Below are 18,885 nucleotides of genomic sequence, written 5' to 3' on the forward strand. Positions count from 1 at the left end.
TATTTTTAAATTTTATTTCTTTTCATTAACAATTTCTGTTACACGCTCTACAACTTGTTCGATTGTCATATCAGAAGTATCCACTTCAATTGCATCATCAGCCTTTTTCAAAGGAGATATTTCACGATGTGAATCTTTGTAGTCACGAGTAGCTATTTCATCCTCTAATTGTGCTAAAGGAACATCAATTCCACGTTCTTGATTATCTTTAAATCTTCTTTGGGCACGAACAGAAACACTAGCGATCAAGAATATTTTGACTTCAGCTTTAGGCAAGACGGTCGTTCCAATATCACGTCCGTCCATGACAATATTAGTATTGTCGGCCATTTTGCGTTGCATTTCAACTAATTCTGTTCTAACTTCTTTAATGGCTGACACTTGCGAAACATTATTAGTGATCTCTTCTGTACGAATAACTTCTGAGACATCTTTATCATCTAAATAAACATGTTGACCATCAGTCTTATTAACAAAATAAATTTTATGATCATGCATTAATTCTAAAATACCCGACTCATTACCATAATCTACTTGATTCTCTTTTGCAAGTAAAGTAACAGTTCTATACATTGCTCCTGTATCACAATAAACAAAATCCAAGTTTTTAGCAATTAATTTGGCAATTGTACTTTTACCAGCAGACGCTGGACCATCAATAGCAATTTGCATTAATAATTCTCCCCTTAATAAAAGGGCCCGACAATTTAATGTCCAAGACCCTTCTTAAACTTCTATTTTAATCTTAATGTTGTACCTGGTGTTAATGTTGAAACTCCACTATTCAAGCCCTTTAGTTGAGCCGTCGTCATGTTATTATTATAAGCAATTCTAAACCAATTATCACCAGCTTTTACTGTATACGACGAAGCACCGGCAGAGTCACTACTTGTTGATCCAGTATTAGTTTGTGTTTGTGACGTATCCGTCTGTGTATTAGTTGTACCAGTATTATTGTTAGAAGTAGTACCAGTAGTTGCTTGGTTTGTAGAGTTATCAGTTGTGTTGTCTTGAGTAGTTGTATCAGTTGATTGACTAGTGTCAGCATTAGAGTTTGAGTCCGCACTATTATCAGTTGTAGACTTTTTCTCTGTCTTTTTCTTTGCTGCAGATTTCTTTTTAGTGCTACTCTTCTTTTTCTTAGTAGTTTTCTTCTTTTTAGAACTCTTATCTTTACTCTCAACGGATTTTTCAGATTGAGTGCTATCCAAATCACTACCACTATTATTGTTCATAGCATTAATAACAACTGGAGCAAACATAATAACAATTAAAGCAATTACTAATGTAGTTACTAATGTGTGATTTCCACGTTGTTTCTTCTTACTTACAGCTCTAGAAACATGTCCACTTTCGTCATTATCATCATCAAAACTTTTTTCCCAAGGTTTTTCTTCATCTTCTGATTCTTGTGGTTCTGGTTTCACATCAGAATCCAAATCTTGATTATTTACTTCATTTTGATCAGGTTCATTGGATTCTTCATATTGCGTTAAATGATCTGGTTGTTCTTGACTTGCGTGTAAATGATCATCGTTATTAGTTGTTGGAACAACCGGTGTTGATGGTTCATCAAAGTTATTTTCATTTTGATTTACATCATCGTTAGAATCATTATTAGAATCATTTTGTTCTGGTTGTGAATCTTGAATACTCTCATTATTACCAGGTATCAAATGATATTTCTTTAAATCTTCTTGACTGACTGATCCTTCTAATCCAGCAGTTGAATTGGGGATATTTTCACCAGAAGTGTTATTTTTGTTGTTCTCGGCCATGGAAAACCAACCTCCTAATTTCTATCCCTTAAAGCATATCATAAAAATTCCAATTTATTCTTTAAAGATTTATAAAGAATCGCTAGTTTGCAGTTTTATTGACGAAATGACCCTTCAAGCGTGGGTATACTACTAAAACTCCCACTGAAACAATCAATGACTTTACAATATTAAACGGAATAACTCCGGTTGCTACATACTTAGCTAAACTCATATTTAGTTGCATCCCAATTACATTTATGTAAAGAGGCATAATAATAAAGTAATTTAAAACTGACATTACAACTGTCATTGAAATTGTTCCAGCAATGATCGCCATTGTTTTATTATTTTTCTTCCAGAAATAACTGAACGGTAATAATAAGGCAATCGCACCAACTACGTTAGCTCCATTTCCAATGATACCAGCAACGCCTGATCCTGTTACAAGCCAATGAACTAAGGCTTTTAGTAAGGCAATCAAGCTTCCTCCTACTGGTCCATAAAAAATCGTTCCGATAATCGTTACAACATCGCTCAAATCTACTTTCAAGAACGGGAACCACGGTAAGACCGGGAATTCGAAAAACATAATAATTGCCGCAAAAGCAGCAAAAATCGATATAGTTACCATCTCTTGAAATTTGTAAGTACTCTTTCCCATAAAATCAACCTTCCTTGCCGATTTCCAAAGAAAATAGGCCTATTTTGGGCATACCAAAACAGACCTAATCTGTTTTCTTTCATCTAGACTTTACTATCGGTTTGGGAATTGAACCCAATCAACCAGGAAAACCTGGGTCGCGGACTATACCGCCGGTCGGGAATTTCACCCTGCCCTGAAAACCAACTTATTAAATTTTTAACAAACTAACTATAACAGATTATTTTCTATCTTTCAACCTAGCAACTTCTTGTCTTGTAAGGTCACGATATTTTCCTGAGACCAATCCATCTAAAGTTAAAAAGCCATATTTTTCACGAGATAATTTGACTACCGGATGACCTACCGCAGCAAACATATTCTTAACTTGGTGATTATGACCTTCATGAATAACGAGTTTCACAATTGAAGTGTTCTTCTTTTTATCTTTAGAAATAACTTGTACCTTTGCTGGGGATGTCTTAAAATCTTTTAATTTCATCCCATGCTCAAGTTTCTTTATTTCTTCAATTGCTAAAGTTCCTTGAATCTTAGCAACATAAGTTTTTTCAACATGATATTTAGGATGCATCAATTTATTAGCAAAACTACCATCGTTCGTCAAAAGAATTAATCCCGAAGTGTCATAATCCAGTCTACCTACTGGATAAACACGTTCTCTAAAATCGTCCTCTAATAAATCAGTAATAACTTTCCGGTCTTTATCGTCTTTTACAGCCGAGATAACACCTCTTGGCTTATACATTAAAATATATCTTTTCTTTTCATCATGGATCGGAACACCATCTACTTCGATTTTGTCATGATGATCTATTTTGACACCCATCTCTTTAACAACTTTACCATTAACTAAAACATGTCCACTGGCGATCAATTCTTCTGATTTTCTTCTCGAAGCAATTCCCGCATCAGCCATAGCTTTTTGTAACCTAATTTTATCTGTTTCTACCATCTTTATTCCTCTTTATAATCTTCAAATTTTTCAATTTTAGGAAGTTCTTTAATATTTTTAATTCCAAAATAATCAAAAAATTCATCTGTTACAACATATAAATTCGGATGACCAATGACATCTTTCTTGCCATTTTCTTTGATTAATTTTCTAGCAAGCAACGTATTTATACTTCCTGAACTCTGCACTCCTCTGATTTCATCAACTTCGATCCTTGTTATAGGTTGACGATAAGCAATTATTGACAAAACTTCCAGAGCAGCTTGACTTAATTTGGTTCCCAAACCAGTTTTAAAGTATTTAGTCAGCAGTTCGCTGTATTCACTCTTTGTTATCAATTTATATGATGTATTAAATTCTTCCAGCATAATTCCTGATTCAACATCACTCATTAATTTTATTTTTAACTGTTCAACACTTTGCCTTAAAGCTGCACGATCTATTTCTAATAAATCCGCTAAATCTTTTTCACTGATACCTTGATCTCCTGCGACAAAGAGCAAAGCCATAATTTTTGCTTGATACACTTTTAATTCCTCAATTCAATAAACAAATCACTTTGATAGCCATGTTGTATTGCTAGAACTTGTTTCTTTTTGACCATTTCCAAAATAGCCATAAAATTCGTAACAACTTCTTCAATATCGTTATTAAGCTTTAAAAGTGATTGAAAATTAGCTTTCTTAACTGCTGTTAATTTTTGTAAAATATTTTCTTCTGCATCTTCGATCGACAGAGTTTCATTTTGAATAATTTCTGTTTGTGGCTGACGATTACTTTGATTGATCAAAAGATCAACATAGGTTTCCCTCAAATCTTCTAGAGCGATTGAATCCGGCAAAAGAAATTTATCAACTGGCATCTGTGAAACACTGACATCTTTATCAAATGATAATCTGCGTATCTTTTCTTTTTCAGAAAAATACTCCGAAACACGTTTAAAGGTTTGGTAAGTCAACAGTTGAGATACTAATTGATCTCTAGGATCTTCCATTTCCAAATCATCATCTTCAAACTCGTCCGGGGTTTTTGGCAGCAACATTTTACTTTTAATAGACATTAATGTGGATGCCATTACTAAATAGTCACCCGCAATATCCAACTCCAAAACTTTCATCTTATTAAGATAGTCCAGATATTGCTGAGTAATTTGTGCTATGGGAATATCATAAATATCTATTTTGGATTCTCTAATTAAATGCAATAACAAATCAATCGGACCTTCAAAATCAGTCAAAACTAAATTCAGCTTTTTCATTCTGCTTCAGACACTTCCTTAGCTCGCTTATTGTGCCAGTCCTTGATCAATTTGACAAGATTAAAACTGCCTAAAACAGTTTGTCGAGGAAATTTCTGCTGAACCTCATCTAATATCTTGTACATATTACTTTGAGATCTATATGAAGGATTTAGTGAAATATACTCAACAAAAATTGTATGCTCGGAAAAAGATAATGCGACAATTCCCGAGTAATCTTCTAAATTACTCTTCCATAAATATAATTGTCTATTTTCGTCTTCGGCATACAGTCTTAATTCTTGTTCCATGTTATCCATATCTTTTAAATCAGGAATATAGGAAAGAAATCCCATGGCTATTTTCTTATTTTCATCACTATATTTATTAAGCATAATTCCTCCAATCAAGCGCGTGGATGAGCTCGGTTATAAACTTGTTTCATTTGTGTTTTGTTAATGTGAGTATAAATTTGGGTCGTAGAAATATCAGAATGTCCAAGCAACTCTTGAACCACTCTTAAATCAGCACCATTTTCTAACAGGTTTGTCGCAAACGAGTGTCTCAATGTATGGGGGGTGACATCTTTTTTAATGCCCACTTTTTGGATATATTTTTTGATCATTCTCCAAATCGATTGACGAGTTAACTTTTTACCTCGAAAATTCAAAAAGACTTCTTTTTGTGCGCCATATTTCTCAACTAATTTAGTTCTAGTTTCTTCAAAATACTTATTCATCCACTTAATAGCGGTATCTCCAATCGGTAATAGTCTTTCTTTATCACCTTTCCCTAAAGTTTTAATTAAACCTAGGTCCAAATGAAGATCGTCCATGGATAAATTTACTAACTCACTGACTCTTAATCCAGTCGCATACATAACTTCAAATATTGCTCGATCACGCACGCCTAGAGGTGTTGAGACGTCAGGAGACTCAATCAATGAATCAACTTCTTTCATCGACAAAACAACCGGTAAATGAGAGCCCTTTTTGGGGGCATCCAACTCATTCATCGGATTACTTTGGATTTTATCAGTCAATTCCAACCATTGATAAAATTTTTTCAAGGCCGAAAACATTCGCATTTGTGAAGTTTTAGATTTACCTTTTTTGTCTTGATCTGCAAAAAAATTGGTTACTAAAAAATGATCTTTAGGATAGTTTTCTATCTTATTTTCTTCCAGATAACAACTATATTCGTATAGATCTTGATGATAAGAAATAATTGTGTTTTTAGAAAGACCACGGTCTAATCGTAAAAACCGCGAATAATCACTTAACGCATCTAACATAGTTTGATTTTTTAGTGTCTCGTCCAAATAATCACCCTTACTTTAAATAAGTATAACCATCTTTTTGTTCAATTTTACCTTGCTTCATTAGATTTCCTAATGCACGTTTAAAACTGCCTTTACTGATGCCAAAATATTCACGGATTGAATCAGGATCACTTTTATCAGTGTAAGGAATTTTTCCATCACGAGCATGCTCTAGAACGGCCATGATCATCTGAGCATCAGGTGTGATCTCTTCAAAAGCACGAGGTTTTAATGACAAGTTCAAACGTCTATGACTTGATCCAATAACACGTGCTGTTACGTGTTGTCCTATATGCATTGGACCATCTTGTTCATTTTGATGAATGAATCCTAAATAATAGTCCTTAGTAATTACGAAAGTACCAGAATTTCTAATGGCAATAACCGTACATTCTTTATCTTTATTTTTATCATCTAAATTAGCGCTACGCATTAATTGCATATAAATATTTAAATCAGCTAATTTACCCCACAAACGGCCTTTATGGTCTATAACTAACTTGACCATTAAAGTATCTCCCTTTTTAGGCCATTCAGAATGTTCCAGTGGAAGATCATCTAATGAAACAACGATATCCTTGTCATCAAGTCCAATATCGACAAAAACACCAAGGTCAGTTCTAACCTCAGTTACTTCCGCAAAGTCCCAAACTCCTTGTAATACTCCAGGGAGATTAGTCGTCATCCTATTTTTGCGAGCTTGATTTTCATAGACAAAACCAGTTATCTCATCACCTAATTCAGGGATTTCATCTAATTCGCTTAATTTCAAAGCAAAAGTATTACCTTCGATTTGAACAAAGGCTTCATCTTTATTTAAGTCAGTAACTGTACCAACGAGTACATTCCCATACATATCTTTTAGTTCCATAATTCACCATATTCTTTTTTTATTTGCTTCTCTATTCTACCAGTAATAGGAAGACTTTCATAATTTTGGAAGTGAGATCGAACAAATTTTTAATGTCACACCTTAGTGACATTTTGCACATTAAATCTGTAAACGTTTTCTCATACAATGTATTTGAAATCAAATGAACAAAAGAGGAGTCACAACATATGAATATTTTTGAAACTAGCCACATCAATATGAATCTAGCAGGTTCAAGCCAAAAAGAAATAATGTCATCTTTAGCCGACTTGGCATTTGATATTAATGTTATCAATGATAAATCAGAATTAATTAAGGACTATTTAGAACGTGAAGAAGAATCAACAACCGGCTTTGGTAACGGCGTTGCCATCCCCCATGCACGTTCAAATAATATCAAAAGTGCAACTATTTTATTCGGTCGCAGTAGTTCCGATATTGAATGGGATTCACTTGACGGGAAACCAGTAAATACCTTTATCAGTCTACTAGTACCAGACGATCAAGCCGATGAACATCTAAAATTACTGGCTAAGCTTAGTCGTAAATTAGTTCACAAAGATTTTGTTGAAATTTTAAAAACTGGTTCTGAAGCTGAAGTATTTGAAGCAATAAACAATATAGTTAATAATTAATGAGGTGACATTATGACAAAGATAGTAGCCGTAACAAATTGTCCTGCCGGAATTGCTCACACTTATATGGTAGCCGAGGCAATTGAAGAAAAAGCTAAATCACTTGGTTATGAAGTTCATGTAGAAACTCAAGGTGCCAGTGGTGTCGAAAACAAGTTAACTTCTGAACAAATTGCTCAGGCCGATTATGTTATTTTAGCAATCGGTAAAGGTTTAACTGATCATGACAAGGAAAGATTCAACCAGAAAAAAGTTGTTGAATTACCCGTATCTGAGGCTTTAAAACATATTGATACATTATTTGATGACCTAGAAGGCAATTCACATATACTTTCAGCATCTAAAGTAAAATTAGGATCTGATCAAGAAAAAGTTACTGAAGGTGTTATGAGTTACTTAATGGCTGGTGTATCAGCTGCCTTACCATTCGTTATCGGTGGTGGTCTTCTAATTGCTATTGGTAGCTTGATGGTCCAATTTGGAATGCCAAATACTCCGCTTGGTAAAGGAACTTCTCCTTCAATTGCATGGATCATTACTAACATAGGTAATTTAGGATTCCAATTCATGATTCCGATCATGGGTGCTTACATCGCGTATGCAATTTCTGATAAACCCGCATTTGCTCCAGCATTTCTAGTTACATATTTAGCAAATGACAATCAACTACTTGGTACAGAATCAGGTGCCGGATTTCTAGGTGCTATTGTTATCGGTCTTTCAATTGGTTATTTTGTTAAGTATTTCAAGAAGCTTAAATTAGGTAAAAACTTCCAATCAGTTTTAGGATACATGATTATTCCATTTGTTACTTTACTAGTATTTGGATTACTGACCTACTTCTTGATAGGTCCAGCAATGGCATGGTTAATGAGTGTCATGTTAAGTTTCTTACAAAACATCCCTACTTCAATGAAAATTGTCGGAGGATTCATAGTTGGGGCAATGTTGGCCTTTGATATGGGTGGTCCAATCAATAAAACAGCATGGTTCTTTAGTTTTTCACTATTAAGTTCACATGTCTTTAACTGGTACGGAATCGTCGGTGTTGTTACACTATTACCACCAATGGCCGCAGCCATTTCAACTTGGATAAAACCTGCTATCTTTTCAAAACAAGAAAGAGCCGCATCTTGGTCAGCCTTCTTAGTTGGTATGACCGTTGCCACAGAACCGGCTATTCCTTATGCACTAGCTGCTCCACTACCAATGATCACAGCAAATACTTTAGCTGGTGGTATCACAGGTGCTTTAACCATCTTTTTAAATGTTGAAAGAACTGCTCCTGGTATCGGAATATTTGATCCATTATTAGGTCTTGAATCACCATGGTATTGGTTCTATCTATGTGTTGCAGTTGGTTTAGCATTAAATGTATTATTTATTATAACTTTCAAGAGTTACTGGCTTAAAAAACAAGCCGCTAAAGAAGAAAAAACTGCTTAAAATTTGAGGGGTGGGATTAATATCCCAGCCCTTTTTCTGAAAGGAAAAACAAATGAAATATAACTTTGATAACGTTATTGATCGTAAAAATACATACAGCACTCAATGGGACTATATTGCCGATCGTTTTGGTAGAAATGATATTCTTCCCTTTTCCATCTCTGATACTGACTTTCCCGTTCCAGATTCCGTTCAAAAAACCCTAAAAAAACGTATTGAACATCCCATTTATGGATATTCTCGTTGGAACCATGATGACTATAAAAATAGCATAGTCTATTGGTATCAAGAACGCGATCAATCAGAAATTGATCCATCTTGGATCGTATATAGTCCGAGCGTCATTTTTAGCGTAGCAACTTTCATCCGGCTATTATCAGAAAAAAATGATGCCGTGGCAACATTTACCCCAATGTATGATGCTTTTTATAAAGTTATTGAGCAAAATGAACGTATTCTAATGCCTATCAGACTAGGAAGTGCACAATCAGATTACAAAATTGATTGGGATTCTTTAGAGACTGTCCTAGCGCAAAAACAAACTAAAATATTTCTTTTGACTAATCCTCATAATCCGACTGGTAAAGTGTTCAATCAAGATGAATTAACAAGAATCGTTGAACTATGTGACAAATATCAAGTTTTTATTATTTCTGATGATATCCATAAAGACATCGTCTATCCGGGAGCAAAATATATTCCGATAACAAACATTACTCAAAAAAATGTCGTAATTTGTTCCTCTGCTTCCAAAACATTTAATACCCCAGGTCTAATTGGCTCATATACTTTTATTCCTGACGAAAAATTACGAGATGCTTTTTTAATCGAATTAAAAGACAAGAATGCTTTATCATCAGTCAGCATATTAGGAATGTACGCCCAGATGGCGACTTATAGCAAAGAAGGAGTTGAATATTTAGACCAATTAATACCATATCTCCAAAATAACTTTACAATTATTGATAAATTCTTAAAAAGCAACCTACCACAGCTGAATTTTAAACTACCACAAGCAACATATTTAGCTTGGATCGATATATCAGGACTTGAAATGTCGATGGATGACTTACAAGATAAACTGATCAATAAAGGTAAAGTCGGTATCATGCCAGGAACAACCTATGGTGATAGTAACTATTTAAGAATGAATATTGCTTGTCCTAAATCCAAACTAGAGGAGGGTTTGAAGCGAATGGAACTAGGAATTCGCAGTTAACATGTTAAATGTTCGGCAAATACAAATTTTAATACTACTTTGGAATGATGATTACACTGGAACCGAACTAGCAGAAAAAGTTACAAGTTCTCGTAGAACCATTATTCGAGATATTAACGAAATCAATCAATACTTAACAGAGAGATCCATTGCTCAGATAAAATCTAGCAGCAAATACCACATGATCATTAAAAACTATCGAGAGTTTCAATCACTGATCGAACAATTTGAAATTGACGACCAAACTTTTCTATTTAAATTACTTATCTTGACAAATAAAAGTATCGACAACTTAATGGCCGAAACCTACCTGTCTAAAAAAGAAGTCATCAATACTGTCGACAGATTAAATGGACGTTACCATGACTTCATTAACATTTCTGCCAAAATTGGCAAAGGCTATCAGATACAATTTCAAAAGATAACTAAAGTCGATCTTCTAGCCTATTTAATCTTCAATAACCCCAAGTTACTTCAGAATCTTCCAAATTTAAATATGGTCGTTATCAATGATTTGATTGAAAAAGATAAGAAATTTATTCCGCCTGCAATCAACAAATATTTAATTACCAAACAAATTACGGCACAATTGATTGCTTTAAATATCTGTCAAACAGAAGATATCAAAGAATTTTATTCAGAAAAAATCCAAACCTTAAATAAATTGAATACCACTTCAATTAAAAACATTCTCAACAAGATAACTAGTAAATATGGATTACGCATCGACGAAACTACACTAGTTACAGACATTAGTGAACATTTATGTCGTAATAATCTCTTTCCCACCTTTATATCTGCTTCTTTGACAAAGCAAATTAAGGATATAAAAATAAAGAATCCTTTTGCCTTTGATTTAGCGTGTGATTTCCGTAAATTGGCCGAGCAAGAGATTGACGGCATCTCTATCAATGATGAATACATTGGTCTATATGTAGTTCGTGCTATGGATATCTTTTCTGAAGATAAGAACATAAAAATTTTGATGTATACATACCAACGATCAATCGCTAATATCAACGAAAACATCTTATTGGAAAATATCAACAATATTAATCTAAAAAGTGTCTATTCAAAAGATGAATTTGATAAACTTTTAGAAACTGAATCTTATGATATCAGTATTATGAATGGACCAAACCATGATAATGCTGGACAATTTGATATTTCCATCAATGGAATAATCGACCAGCAGCATATAAACCACCTAAAGAGAATCACTAGTAATTATTACATCAATAAAAATTTAAGTAATATCATCACTCCTAACCAATATCTACATTTAGATAATAAAAACAGTAGCTACCTAGATAATTTAAGAATTGGTCTATCTGAATTTTACAAACGTGACCTATTGTCGGCTGATTTAATTAAAACCTTGATCAACCGTGAAGAAGCTGGTAACCAATTGATCATTGATGGGATGATCGCCATTCCTCACGCCGTAGCAAATGTTAAATTCGGGAAAATATTTGCTATCAACTTAGAAAGCCCTGTCATCCTTAACAATAGTTCAATCAATCTAATTCTAAGTGTTGTTATTGATGATCAAGAAGAGGAATCGCGACAAATTTTTAGTTACTTGTATAAGATTTTTCATAATATTCCTAAGGAACAAATAAAACAAATTTCTAGTTATGAAGATATATTTAAAATACTTAATATATCAGAATAAATTAACATGATATAATTTTAAATATCAAATTTGCTTAGGAGTTTTTTAAATGATAAAACTATTTGCTACAGACATGGATGGTACTTTTTTGCGAGATGATATGACTTACGATGAAAAGAAATTTTTTGAACTTCACAAAAAGATGACCGATAAAAATATTCAATGGGTGGTAGCCAGCGGTAATCAATATTTCCAACTAAAATCTTTTTTTGAAAAATATCCTGATACTATTTATGTTGCCGAAAATGGTGCGTATATTCGTGATTTAAACAAGGTTTATGCTGTACATTCTTTTAATGAAGAAACTACGAATACTGTCATATCAAAATTACAAAACATTCCTGACCTTAAAATATTGGTCTGCGGTGTTAAAAGTGCCTATGTTTTGAATAGTGAATCAAAAGATTATATTGATAACGTTAAAAATTACTATCATGAATTATCTATTCTGAATGATTTTAACGAAATTGATGATCAAATTCTGAAATTTGCGTTATCTTGTCCTCCATCAGAAACTGAAAAAATAGTAGCTAATCTAAAATTGGAATTAGCAAATTTGGCTGAACCTACTAGTAGTGGTCATGGGGACATTGATATTATTCAAATTGGTAGAAATAAGGCCGCTGGTCTAGCGGAACTTGGAAAAGAACTAAATATTTCTTTAGATGAGATGTGTGCCTTTGGTGATGGTGGCAATGATTTAGAAATGCTAAGAGAAGTTGGCTTAGGTGTAGCGATGGAAAACGCTCAAAGTCATGTCAAAGAGGTTTCCGACAAACAAACAACTAATAATCAAAATCAAGGTGTTTTGAATTTTATATCGGAATTTATATAAACAAAAAAGCTAACCTACTTAGATTTCATAGTAGATTAGCTTTTATTTTATATCATTTATTTAATGGTATGTATTATAGAGAGCGTGAAGCACCCTTGTATACAACACCACGTCTTGAATCAACTGTTACTGTTTCACCATCATTGATAAGTGAAGTAGCATCCTTTGCGCCAACAACAACTGGTAGACCCATAGCAATACCAACAACGGCTGCATGTGATGTCAAACCACCGTTTTCAACAACAACGGCACTAGCCTTTTCAAGAGCTGGAAGGTAATCCTTGTCTGTCATTTCTGTAACAAGAATGTCTCCTTCTTTAACTTTGTCATTTGCTTCTTTAGCAGTGTGAGCAACAACTGTATTACCAACAACTGATTCTTCACCAACACCTTGGCCCTTAACAAGCTTTGAACCAATTAATTGTACCTTCATCAAGTTAGTTGTACCACTTTCACCAACGGGAACACCGGCAACAACAAGGATCAAATCTCCTTCTTTAGCAAAGCCAAGTTCTTGAGCTTTCTTTGCAGCAAGATCGAACATTTCATCAGTGTTTGATGGTCTGTCAGCAATAATAGGATCAACACCCCAGTTAACTGTCAAACCACGTTGTGTTCTTTCGTCAAATGTAATAGCAAGAATATCAGCACTTGGACGATATTTAGAGATCATACGTGCAGTGTATCCTGATTTAGTTGCTGTAACAATAGTATTGATGTTTAGTTCTTCAGCAGTTCTAACAACTGATTCACCAATTGATTCTGTAACGTTTGAACCCTTGTATTCTTCGAATCTTTGGATAGCAAGTTGGTTACTTTGATCTAATTGATGTTCTGTACGAACGTTGATTTGGTTCATAGCAGCAACGGCTTCAACAGGGTAATCACCATTAGCACTTTCACCTGAAAGCATTGTAGCATCTGTACCATCAAGAACAGAGTTAGCAACATCAGTAACTTCGGCACGTGTAGGACGTGGATTTTCTTGCATTGAATCAAGCATTTGTGTAGCAGTAATAACTGGCTTACCAAGAGCATTACACTTCTTGATCAAACTCTTTTGAACGAATGGTACGTTTTCAAATGGAATTTCAACACCCATGTCACCACGAGCAACCATCAAACCATCAGAAACTTTCAAGATTGAATCGATATTGTCGATACCTTCTTGTGATTCGATCTTAGGGAAGATTTGTACATCTTCGCAGTGTTTTTCTTCAAGAATTTCACGGATATCAAGAACATCTTGAGCTTTACGAACAAATGAAGCTGAGATGAAGTTAATTCCATTGTCACAACCGAAACGAATATCATCAGAATCTTTTTCTGTGATACCTGGTAGGCGAATTTCAACACCAGGTGCATTAACACCCTTCTTTGAACCGATCATACCTTCGTTTTGTACAACTGTAACTAATTCACGGTGTTCGTCATCTTTTTCTGTGATCTTTAAGTCAACAAGACCATCATCAATCAATACGTGACCACCAACATGTGTATCATCATAAAGACCTGGGTATGTAACAGCAATTTTTTCTGGTGTACCAGTCAATGAATCATCCATAGAAATACGAATAACATCACCGATCTTAGCTTCGAACTTTCCGCCTTCTTGAACAGTTGTACGGATTTCAGCACCCTTAGTATCTAAAACGATACCAACAGTCTTACCAGTAATTTTTTCTGCTTCATGAACCATCTTCATACGTGAAAGATGTTCTTCATGATCACCATGTGAGAAGTTAAAGCGGAAAACGTTAGCTCCAGCTTCGATTAACTTAGTAATTGTTTCAACATCATTACTTGCAGGACCAAGTGTACTTACAATTTTTGTTCTTTTCATCAAGAAACCCCTTTTCTTTTGATAGATCTATTGTACCAAATTATCTGCTTAATGATTTATTTAAATCATATAGCTCTAAATCAGGTTTGTGCTTTCCATCGAATAAATCAAGCATGCTATGGTATGTTAACTTGTTGTCTTCTGTACCAATAGCTACTCCACCTTTACCTTCTTCAAGAAGGTCAACAGCATATGCACCCATCTTACTTGCTAAGACACGATCTCTAACTGTTGGTGAACCACCACGTTGAACGTGACCTAAAACAGTGCTACGTACTTGGAAATCTCCAAATTCATTTAGCTTATCTGTGAATTCTTGAGCATGCATGACACCTTCGGCAAGAACAACAAGCATGTGCTTCTTACCTTTTTCACGACCTTGTTTAATACGGTCTGCAACTTCGGCGATATCAAAATCACGTTCTGGAACAACGATTTCTTCGGCACCACCAGCGACACCAGCCCAAAGAGCGATATCACCAGCACCTCTACCCATAACTTCGATAACAAAAGTTCTTTCGTGGGAAGTGGCTGTATCTCTGATTTTATCGATTGATTCGATAACAGTACTTACGGCTGTATCAAATCCAATTGTAAAGTCTGTGTAAGGAATATCATTATCAATAGTTCCAGGTAGACCAACTGCATTATAGCCATGTTCTGTAAGACGTAATGCACCATGGTAAGAACCATCTCCACCAATAACGACCAAAGCATCGATACCGAACTTTTTAAGTTGTTCAATACCTTTTAATTGGCCTTCTTCTTTAGCGAACTCTGGATATCTTGCAGAATACAAGAAAGTTCCACCACGTTGAATACGGTCAGATACATCAGAAGCAGTTAGTGGGAAAATGTCTCCAGCAACTAAACCAGCATATCCATAATTAATACCATACACTTCTAAGCCTTTATCCAAAGCTCTACGTGTGACTGCTCTAATAGCAGCGTTCATACCAGGGGCATCGCCACCACTGGTTAAAATACCTATACGCTTCATTATTCACACTCCAAATTTATTTGTTTCAAAAACAAAACCTTATAAAATATAACATTTTTTTCACATTCTTTATAGAGCTGAAAACGTTTTAAGTTGAAATTAATACTATTTTTTTAAATAGACATTCTTTTCACCCAACATTTCTACAAGTTTTGTCTTCATATCATCATTAAAACGCACCCATCGATTCTGTTTCAATAATAATGCTTGTTTATTTTTTTCAAAATACAAAATCACAGGTACTTTTCCGTTATCGACTTCTATTAAATCGTACAAAGCTCTGAGTTTTTCATCCGAAAAATTACTAGGGATCTTTAAAAATAATCTTTCCGGTGGCAATTGCACCATATACTGTTTAGGATCATTTATTTTACCGGCAATAAATTCCAGATCTCCTCGTCTACCATCTTCAGCGTGGCCGACGATCAGAAAAATTTTATTTTCTAAATCATCTTCAGATAAACTTTGGAACAGTCGTGGAAAAACAGTAATCGAAACTTTCCCTGTTTCATCTTCTAAACTCAAAAAGCACATTTGTTGCCCTTTTTTGGTCCTGATCACATGAACGTCTTTAACTAATCCTAAAATATTTACATTTTGCTGTTTATTTTGATTCAGCTGTCCAATTTTTACGGTCGTAGTATTTAATAACTTCTGTCGAATTTTTTCAACCGGATGACCAGACACATAAATGCCTAGATATTTTTTCTCTTGATTAAGTTTTTCCGTCAAGGTAAAATCGTCAACTTCGTGCTTTTTAGGCTCTAACACATCAAATAGTGAAAGATTAGAACCAGATAGTTGAATACTTTCAGTTAGGTCTCGAAAGTCTAACAAAAGTTCGCGACGATTTTTATTAAATTTATCAAAGGCACCTGACAAAACTAACGGCTCCAGATACTCATTTTTAACGAATCGTCGATCTATTCGTTGTAAAAAGTTTCTTATATCCAGATACTCACCATTTTTTTGGCGTTCATCTAAGATATCTTGTGCTAAATCACGACGAACCCCTTTAATATTCAATAATCCAAATTGAATCGCTTTAGTGTCAAAGGTAAAACTGGCCTCACTTTGGTTAATATCAACATTTTCAATCTTTAAATGACTATCTTTTGCATCTTGAATATAAAGTGACAATTTTTCTTCATTATTAAGATTAGAATTTAATAAACAAGTATAAAATACTCCAGGAAAATGGACTTTGATATAGGCTAGCCAAAAGGCAATCATTGAATATGCCACCGAGTGCGATTTATTAAATCCATAATTACCAAAGGTCTCAATATATTGATAAACTTTTTCCGCAGATTCTTTGGCAACTCCTTTTTTTATCGCGCCATTAACGAATTTTTGATGATTCTCTTGCATCAAAGACTCGTTCTTTTTACTAATGGCCCGACGTAAAATATCAGCATCAGCTAAAGAAAAACCCGCCATCTGTGAGGAGACCTGCATTACTTGCTCTTGGTATACTAGGATTCCATATGTTGGCTTTAAAATCTTCTTTAGAGATTCATCTGGGTAAGTTACTGGTTCATCCCCATGTTTTCGAGCTATAAAAGTAGAGATATTTTGCATTGGACCAGGTCGATATAGCGCATTAGTTGCAACTACATCATCAAATGATGTTGGTTTTAGACGTCTTAAAACACTTCTAATACCATCTGATTCAAATTGAAAAACGCCATCAGTCTGGCCTCGTTGAAATAGCTCCAAGGTTTTAGTGTCATTCAAAGGTATTTTTTCTGGAAGAAATTCTCGACCATATTGTTTAGTTATCAATTGTATCGCCGTATCAAGGATCGTTAAATTTCTTAGGCCTAGAAAATCCATTTTCAACAGTCCAACGCTTTCAACATTGTTCTTAGTTTGTTGCGTCAAATTAATTCCGTCATCTTCTAATTGAACTGCGACAATATCGGTCATTGGTTTTTTACTAAGCACAATTCCTGCTGCATGAGTTGAATAGTGTCTAGGAATACCCTCAATTCGACGAGCAACTTTAAAGATAAGTTGATTTTCTTTAGAATCGGCAACAATATTTCTTAATTCGCTAGATTCATCGAAAGATTCCTTCAAAGTTATATTCAACTTTCGTGGTATAGAATCAGACCATTTACTCAGTTGAAATTGTGTCTGGCCAAAAGTACGCGAAATATCTCTTAAAGCCATCTTTGCTGCTAATGTTCCAAAGGTAATTATTTGGGCCATATGATTCGAACCATATTTATCATGCATGTACTCAACCATCTCGTCACGACGGTTATCAGGAAGGTCTAGATCAATATCAGGCATATTAACACGTTGCGGATTCAAAAAACGTTCAAAGAGCAGATCATACTTGATAGGATCAACTTGAGTGATACCTAGAGTATATGAAACTAATGACCCTGCCGCTGAACCACGTCCAGGACCAGTTTTGATACCTACTTGATGTGCATGTTTGATAACATCCCAAACAATTAAGAAATAATCGGAAAATCCCATTTTATCAATAACTTGTAATTCATAATCCAAACGTTTTTTATATTCGACATTGACCTGATTATTAAAGCGCTTGTTTAATCCCTTGATAGATAACTCTCGTAAATAATTGGTCGAATCGGTCCCCGGAGTTTCAAATTTTGGCAATTCTGTTTCCTGGAATTTAATTTCTACGTTGCACCTATCTGCTATCGATTCAGAATTAGTTACAGCCTCATTTAAATCATATTCCTTATATATAGAAGAAAATTTCGTAGCAGAATGTAAATAATGATCTCCATGCTCAACAACTTGCTCTAAATTATCAAATTTATCTCCGGTTCTAACGAAATTTAACACTTGATAGGATAAATGATCATCTTCATTTATATAACGGACATCGCCTAAAGCGGCAACTGGCAAATTCTGCTTTTGAGCAGCTTCTCTAATATCTTTAACGTTATTAATTTGTTCTGAATAAAGACCTAATCCTAAATATAATGAATCAGCATCTGTTAAATTATTCAAACTTGTAAAGTATTCACTTAAATCAGTTATACTCAAAAATTCAGCATTGATCGAAGGAGTTATTACAAATAAATTTGATAAAAGATCCTTGATAGTTGTTATTTGAATTTTTTCTTTAGAAGACATAATAATAGAAGAAATTTTAATTAAGTTTCTGTATCCTTGATCATTTTTAGCAAGTAAGATCAATTGATAATCATTATTTACGTCTATTATTCCTTGGGTTTCAATTACTAGCCCAATAATAGGTTTGATACCTTGTTTTTTGGCATATTTATAAAAATCAATTGAACCATATAGATTATTTAAATCAGTTAAAGCAACCGCTTGATAACCACGTTTTTTGGCTGTATCAACTAACTCGGTCAACTTTAGTGGACTATGTAATAAACTATAACTGCTCATTACTTGGAGTTGTGCTTGCAATTGACTACCC

General features: G+C 34.3%; 17 protein-coding genes and 1 riboswitch. Of the genes, 5 read left to right on the forward strand and 12 right to left on the reverse strand.

Translation table 11 applies throughout. The features are described 5' to 3' along the window. Nucleotides 1-12 precede the first annotated feature (12 nt). The 9 genes from cmk to EKM77_RS01985 all read right to left on the reverse strand — a co-directional run bounded on the left by cmk (nucleotide 13) and on the right by EKM77_RS01985 (nucleotide 6,802). Nucleotides 13-672 carry a (d)CMP kinase gene (gene cmk, locus EKM77_RS01945; protein WP_125592097.1) on the reverse strand — a complete coding sequence of 220 codons (660 nt, stop codon included), beginning with the start codon at nucleotides 670-672 and terminating at the stop codon, nucleotides 13-15. 62 nt (nucleotides 673-734) lie between these two features. Next, on the reverse strand, nucleotides 735-1,778 hold the full coding sequence (locus EKM77_RS01950) for a LysM peptidoglycan-binding domain-containing protein (RefSeq protein WP_125592099.1): 1,044 nt from the start codon (nucleotides 1,776-1,778) through the stop codon (nucleotides 735-737). An 82-nt stretch (nucleotides 1,779-1,860) separates the two neighbouring features. After that, on the reverse strand, nucleotides 1,861-2,421 hold the full coding sequence (locus EKM77_RS01955; protein WP_125592101.1) for an ECF transporter S component: 561 nt from the start codon (nucleotides 2,419-2,421) through the stop codon (nucleotides 1,861-1,863). A gap of 67 nt (nucleotides 2,422-2,488) precedes the next feature. Next, nucleotides 2,489-2,608: riboswitch (FMN riboswitch) on the reverse strand. Between the two features lie 33 nt (nucleotides 2,609-2,641). Next, entirely contained in the window at nucleotides 2,642-3,373 is a 732-nt protein-coding gene (locus EKM77_RS01960) for a pseudouridine synthase (RefSeq protein WP_125592103.1), read from the reverse strand. Between the two features lie 2 nt (nucleotides 3,374-3,375). Further along, nucleotides 3,376-3,882: an SMC-Scp complex subunit ScpB gene (scpB, locus tag EKM77_RS01965; protein ID WP_164507706.1), complete on the reverse strand. Its 507-nt coding sequence runs from the start codon at nucleotides 3,880-3,882 to the stop codon at nucleotides 3,376-3,378. A gap of 20 nt (nucleotides 3,883-3,902) precedes the next feature. Then, complete coding sequence (locus EKM77_RS01970) at nucleotides 3,903-4,631, reverse strand: segregation and condensation protein A (protein WP_125592107.1); 729 nt, start codon at nucleotides 4,629-4,631, stop codon at nucleotides 3,903-3,905. Then, nucleotides 4,628-5,005, reverse strand: a complete 378-nt coding sequence (locus EKM77_RS01975; protein WP_125592109.1) for a DUF829 domain-containing protein — start codon at nucleotides 5,003-5,005, stop codon at nucleotides 4,628-4,630. Before EKM77_RS01975 ends, EKM77_RS01970 begins: the two co-directional genes overlap by 4 nt. A gap of 11 nt (nucleotides 5,006-5,016) precedes the next feature. Continuing rightward, nucleotides 5,017-5,904 (reverse strand): site-specific tyrosine recombinase XerD, encoded by an 888-nt coding sequence (gene xerD / locus EKM77_RS01980; protein WP_125592707.1) that lies wholly within the window; start codon nucleotides 5,902-5,904, stop codon nucleotides 5,017-5,019. A gap of 37 nt (nucleotides 5,905-5,941) precedes the next feature. Continuing rightward, nucleotides 5,942-6,802, reverse strand: a complete 861-nt coding sequence (locus EKM77_RS01985) for a CvfB family protein (protein ID WP_125592111.1) — start codon at nucleotides 6,800-6,802, stop codon at nucleotides 5,942-5,944. 188 nt (nucleotides 6,803-6,990) lie between these two features. Between EKM77_RS01985 and EKM77_RS01990 the strand changes: the two genes are divergently transcribed. From EKM77_RS01990 to EKM77_RS02010, 5 genes are read left to right on the forward strand one after another with little or no spacing between them, the layout of a single operon-like run. After that, nucleotides 6,991-7,437 (forward strand): PTS fructose transporter subunit IIA, encoded by a 447-nt coding sequence (locus EKM77_RS01990; RefSeq protein ID WP_125592113.1) that lies wholly within the window; start codon nucleotides 6,991-6,993, stop codon nucleotides 7,435-7,437. Between the two features lie 12 nt (nucleotides 7,438-7,449). Next, on the forward strand, nucleotides 7,450-8,883 hold the full coding sequence (locus tag EKM77_RS01995; protein WP_125592115.1) for a PTS fructose-like transporter subunit IIBC: 1,434 nt from the start codon (nucleotides 7,450-7,452) through the stop codon (nucleotides 8,881-8,883). 52 nt (nucleotides 8,884-8,935) lie between these two features. Continuing rightward, nucleotides 8,936-10,102 carry a MalY/PatB family protein gene (locus EKM77_RS02000; RefSeq protein ID WP_125592117.1) on the forward strand — a complete coding sequence of 389 codons (1,167 nt, stop codon included), beginning with the start codon at nucleotides 8,936-8,938 and terminating at the stop codon, nucleotides 10,100-10,102. A 1-nt stretch (nucleotide 10,103) separates the two neighbouring features. Further along, nucleotides 10,104-11,777 (forward strand): HTH domain-containing protein, encoded by a 1,674-nt coding sequence (locus tag EKM77_RS02005; protein WP_125592118.1) that lies wholly within the window; start codon nucleotides 10,104-10,106, stop codon nucleotides 11,775-11,777. 49 nt (nucleotides 11,778-11,826) lie between these two features. Then, complete coding sequence (locus tag EKM77_RS02010) at nucleotides 11,827-12,612, forward strand: Cof-type HAD-IIB family hydrolase (protein ID WP_125592120.1); 786 nt, start codon at nucleotides 11,827-11,829, stop codon at nucleotides 12,610-12,612. Between the two features lie 73 nt (nucleotides 12,613-12,685). On the opposite strand, the gene pyk is transcribed toward EKM77_RS02010, so the two are convergent. The 3 genes from pyk to dnaE all read right to left on the reverse strand — a co-directional run bounded on the left by pyk (nucleotide 12,686) and on the right by dnaE (nucleotide 18,875). Then, nucleotides 12,686-14,455, reverse strand: coding sequence for a pyruvate kinase (gene pyk / locus EKM77_RS02015; RefSeq protein ID WP_125592122.1), 1,770 nt, complete (start codon nucleotides 14,453-14,455; stop codon nucleotides 12,686-12,688). Between the two features lie 40 nt (nucleotides 14,456-14,495). After that, entirely contained in the window at nucleotides 14,496-15,455 is a 960-nt protein-coding gene (gene pfkA, locus EKM77_RS02020; RefSeq protein ID WP_125592124.1) for a 6-phosphofructokinase, read from the reverse strand. 105 nt (nucleotides 15,456-15,560) lie between these two features. Next, entirely contained in the window at nucleotides 15,561-18,875 is a 3,315-nt protein-coding gene (gene dnaE / locus EKM77_RS02025) for a DNA polymerase III subunit alpha (protein ID WP_125592126.1), read from the reverse strand. Nucleotides 18,876-18,885: the final 10 nt, after the last annotated feature.

This window comes from Companilactobacillus baiquanensis (assembly GCF_003946605.1).
Classification (GTDB): domain Bacteria; phylum Bacillota; class Bacilli; order Lactobacillales; family Lactobacillaceae; genus Companilactobacillus; species Companilactobacillus baiquanensis.

Coding starts and splice junctions, on each gene's coding strand:
- cmk (WP_125592097.1), bottom strand. CDS start 672: ATGCAAATTGCTATTGATGGTCCAGCGTCTGCTGGTAAAAGTACAATT.
- EKM77_RS01950 (WP_125592099.1), bottom strand. CDS start 1,778: ATGGCCGAGAACAACAAAAATAACACTTCTGGTGAAAATATCCCCAAT.
- EKM77_RS01955 (WP_125592101.1), bottom strand. CDS start 2,421: ATGGGAAAGAGTACTTACAAATTTCAAGAGATGGTAACTATATCGATT.
- EKM77_RS01960 (WP_125592103.1), bottom strand. CDS start 3,373: ATGGTAGAAACAGATAAAATTAGGTTACAAAAAGCTATGGCTGATGCG.
- scpB (WP_164507706.1), bottom strand. CDS start 3,882: ATGGCTTTGCTCTTTGTCGCAGGAGATCAAGGTATCAGTGAAAAAGAT.
- EKM77_RS01970 (WP_125592107.1), bottom strand. CDS start 4,631: ATGAAAAAGCTGAATTTAGTTTTGACTGATTTTGAAGGTCCGATTGAT.
- EKM77_RS01975 (WP_125592109.1), bottom strand. CDS start 5,005: ATGCTTAATAAATATAGTGATGAAAATAAGAAAATAGCCATGGGATTT.
- xerD (WP_125592707.1), bottom strand. CDS start 5,904: ATGTTAGATGCGTTAAGTGATTATTCGCGGTTTTTACGATTAGACCGT.
- EKM77_RS01985 (WP_125592111.1), bottom strand. CDS start 6,802: ATGGAACTAAAAGATATGTATGGGAATGTACTCGTTGGTACAGTTACT.
- EKM77_RS01990 (WP_125592113.1), top strand. CDS start 6,991: ATGAATATTTTTGAAACTAGCCACATCAATATGAATCTAGCAGGTTCA.
- EKM77_RS01995 (WP_125592115.1), top strand. CDS start 7,450: ATGACAAAGATAGTAGCCGTAACAAATTGTCCTGCCGGAATTGCTCAC.
- EKM77_RS02000 (WP_125592117.1), top strand. CDS start 8,936: ATGAAATATAACTTTGATAACGTTATTGATCGTAAAAATACATACAGC.
- EKM77_RS02005 (WP_125592118.1), top strand. CDS start 10,104: ATGTTAAATGTTCGGCAAATACAAATTTTAATACTACTTTGGAATGAT.
- EKM77_RS02010 (WP_125592120.1), top strand. CDS start 11,827: ATGATAAAACTATTTGCTACAGACATGGATGGTACTTTTTTGCGAGAT.
- pyk (WP_125592122.1), bottom strand. CDS start 14,455: ATGAAAAGAACAAAAATTGTAAGTACACTTGGTCCTGCAAGTAATGAT.
- pfkA (WP_125592124.1), bottom strand. CDS start 15,455: ATGAAGCGTATAGGTATTTTAACCAGTGGTGGCGATGCCCCTGGTATG.